Origin of the sequence: Citrobacter sp. wls757 (assembly GCF_005280935.1) — a bacterium.
GTDB lineage: Bacteria > Pseudomonadota > Gammaproteobacteria > Enterobacterales > Enterobacteriaceae > Citrobacter > Citrobacter portucalensis.
Window position 1 is genome coordinate 1 of sequence record NZ_SZWU01000077.1, and the last position, 2442, is coordinate 2442.

Genomic DNA, 2442 nt, shown 5'->3' on the forward strand with positions numbered 1-2442 from the left:
GAAAAGGCTTGCAGGCGATAACAGTATCTACAGGAAAGTACATCCTGGGCCGGATAAGGCATTTATGTCGCCATCCGGCAGCGCAAAATCACATGCGCATCCCCACCGCCAGGCGGTTGAAGCAGTTCATCAGGCTAATGGCAAATGTCAGGTCGCTAATTTCTTTCGCGCTGAAATGGTCGAGCAGCGGCAGATAAACGTCATCTTCGGCGTGAGTAGTGGCAATCTGGGTGACCGATTCGGCCCACGCCAGCGCCGCACGTTCCTGCTCGCTGAAGTGGTGACTCACCCGCCAGCCTGCCAGTGCGTCCAGTTTGGCCTGCGCAACACCGGATTTGCGCAGTGCTTTACTGTGCATTTCCAGACAAAAGGCGCAGCCGTTGATTTGCGAGACCCGCAGGTAAATCAGTTCCGTCAACGTAGGTTCCAGCGCGCAGTTTTCCAGCGCTTGGCTTGCCTGAACCAGAGCGTTATAGATTTCGGGACTGAGTTCGTAATAGGGCTGGCGTAACATTGTCATGGTATTTCTCCTCGTTTGGATGACCCGCAATGTAGCACTATAATGGACTGCAACAGAGAGCCATATTGTTACCAAAAAAGCAGACCATAAATGCCACGTTATCAGCAAATCGCCCGTCAGTTAAAAAACGCAATTGAGAAAGGCGAACTCAAGCCTGGTACCAGATTGCCCTCCAGCCGGACCTGGGCCCAGGAGCTGGGAGTATCACGCTCGACGGTGGAAAATGCCTATGCAGAGCTGGTGGCGCAGGGCTGGCTCGCGCGGCGTGGACAGGCAGGAACGTTTGTCAGTGAGCAACTGCGACCAGAAAGGGCGCCTGCATCGCCTGCCATCTTCGCCGGAGAAAATCCCAGACCGCAACCTTTTCAGATGGGATTACCCGCACTCGATCTTTTTCCGCGTGAAGTCTGGGCACGGGTGATGGGACGGCGTTTACGCACCCAAACGCGTTTTGATCTGGCGGTGGGCGATGTATGTGGCGAACGGGTGTTACGCCAGGCAATTGTTGATTATCTGCGCGTTTCACGCAGCATTGAATGCCAACCAGAGCAGATTTTTATCACTTCAGGCTATGCGGCATCAATGACGTTAATCCTGCGCGCTCTGGCGCATCCCGGTGAGGGAATGTGGGTCGAAGATCCCGGTTTTCCGCTGATCCGGCCCGTGGTGGTTCAGGAACGCATTGAATTGATGCCGGTAGCGGTGGATGCCGATGGTCTGGATGTCAGCGCCGGGATCCGCGACTACCCGCAGGCGCGTTTTGTACTGCTCACTCCCGCACATCAAAGCCCTCTGGGGGTAGCACTGTCTTTGGACCGTCGCCACCAGTTGCTGGAGTGGGCGACTCGCGCGCAGGCGTGGGTAATCGAAGATGACTATGACAGTGAATTTCGTTACCACGGTAAGCCGTTGCCGCCGCTAAAAAGTCTGGATGCGCCTCAGCGGGTGATTTATGCCGGAACGTTCAGCAAATCGATGTTTCCGGCTTTGCGTACGGCATGGCTGGTGGTGCCTCTGACCCAGGTTGAACGCTTTCGCCAGCAAGCGGCGCTAACGGCCTGTAGCGTCCCGGTTCTATGGCAGCAAACGCTGGCGGATTTCATGCGAGACGGCCACTTCTGGCGACACTTAAAACGTATGCGACAGCATTATGCCGAACGACGACAATGGATGGAAAACGCCCTGACCGAACAAGGATTTAGCGTCATTCCTCAGGAAGGTGGGATTCAACTGGTGATGAGTGTAGACGGAGATGATACTGCGCTGGTGCGCAAAGCGAATCAGGCCGGGTTAGCGGTTCAGGCGCTAAGCCGCTGGCGAATAACGTCAGAAGGAAAGGGGGGAATATTGCTGTCATTTACTAATATCAGCTCGGCGGAAATGGCGCAACAGGCGGCCTACCAACTGCGGTTGGCGCTGACATAAATCTGTACGTTACTTAAGATATTCGTCTCATCGTGTTCACTCGTTTATGGACTTTTCTGAAAGCGTTGCTAATGCTGAATCAGGTAAGGTAAGCCCGCAGTAAAAGATAACGAGGAAAATAATATGTATTTACGACCTGATGAGGTGGCGCGCGTACTTGAAAAAGTGGGCTTTACCGTTGATGTAGTGACGCAGAAAACGTACGGCTATCGGCGTGGCGAAAATTATGTGTATGTTAATCGTGAAGCTCGCATGGGACGTACCGCATTAATTATCCATCCCACGTTGAAAGAGCGTAGCTCTTCACTGGCGGAACCGGCAACGGATATTAAAACTTGCGATCATTACCAGCAATTCCCGCTGTATTTAGCCGGAGAGACTCATGAGCATTATGGTATTCCGCACGGCTTTAGCTCGCGTATTGCGCTTGAACGTTATCTGAGCGGGCTGTTTGGCGACGTTAATTCTAACTAATAACGCGACTGGCAGTGCCAGTC

At 53.5% G+C, this 2442-nt stretch carries 3 protein-coding genes; 2 read left to right on the plus strand and 1 reads right to left on the minus strand.

The window, feature by feature from the left end; all coding sequences use genetic code 11:
• Window positions 1-88 precede the first annotated feature (88 nt).
• The gene (locus tag FDW94_RS21815; protein WP_003825991.1) at window positions 89-520 is read right to left on the minus strand and encodes a carboxymuconolactone decarboxylase family protein; all 432 of its coding nucleotides are present in this window, start codon (window positions 518-520) and stop codon (window positions 89-91) included.
• Between the two features lie 90 nt (window positions 521-610).
• Here FDW94_RS21815 and FDW94_RS21820 point away from each other — a divergent pair, with 90 nt between their 5' ends.
• Together FDW94_RS21820 and FDW94_RS21825 are read left to right on the plus strand one after the other, a co-directional pair.
• Window positions 611-1945, plus strand: coding sequence for a PLP-dependent aminotransferase family protein (locus FDW94_RS21820; protein ID WP_137378252.1), 1335 nt, complete (start codon window positions 611-613; stop codon window positions 1943-1945).
• 123 nt (window positions 1946-2068) lie between these two features.
• Entirely contained in the window at window positions 2069-2419 is a 351-nt protein-coding gene (locus tag FDW94_RS21825) for a DUF2002 family protein (RefSeq protein WP_003037262.1), read from the plus strand.
• Window positions 2420-2442 lie beyond the last annotated feature (23 nt).

Coding starts and splice junctions, on each gene's coding strand:
- FDW94_RS21815 (WP_003825991.1), bottom strand. CDS start 520: ATGACAATGTTACGCCAGCCCTATTACGAACTCAGTCCCGAAATCTAT.
- FDW94_RS21820 (WP_137378252.1), top strand. CDS start 611: ATGCCACGTTATCAGCAAATCGCCCGTCAGTTAAAAAACGCAATTGAG.
- FDW94_RS21825 (WP_003037262.1), top strand. CDS start 2,069: ATGTATTTACGACCTGATGAGGTGGCGCGCGTACTTGAAAAAGTGGGC.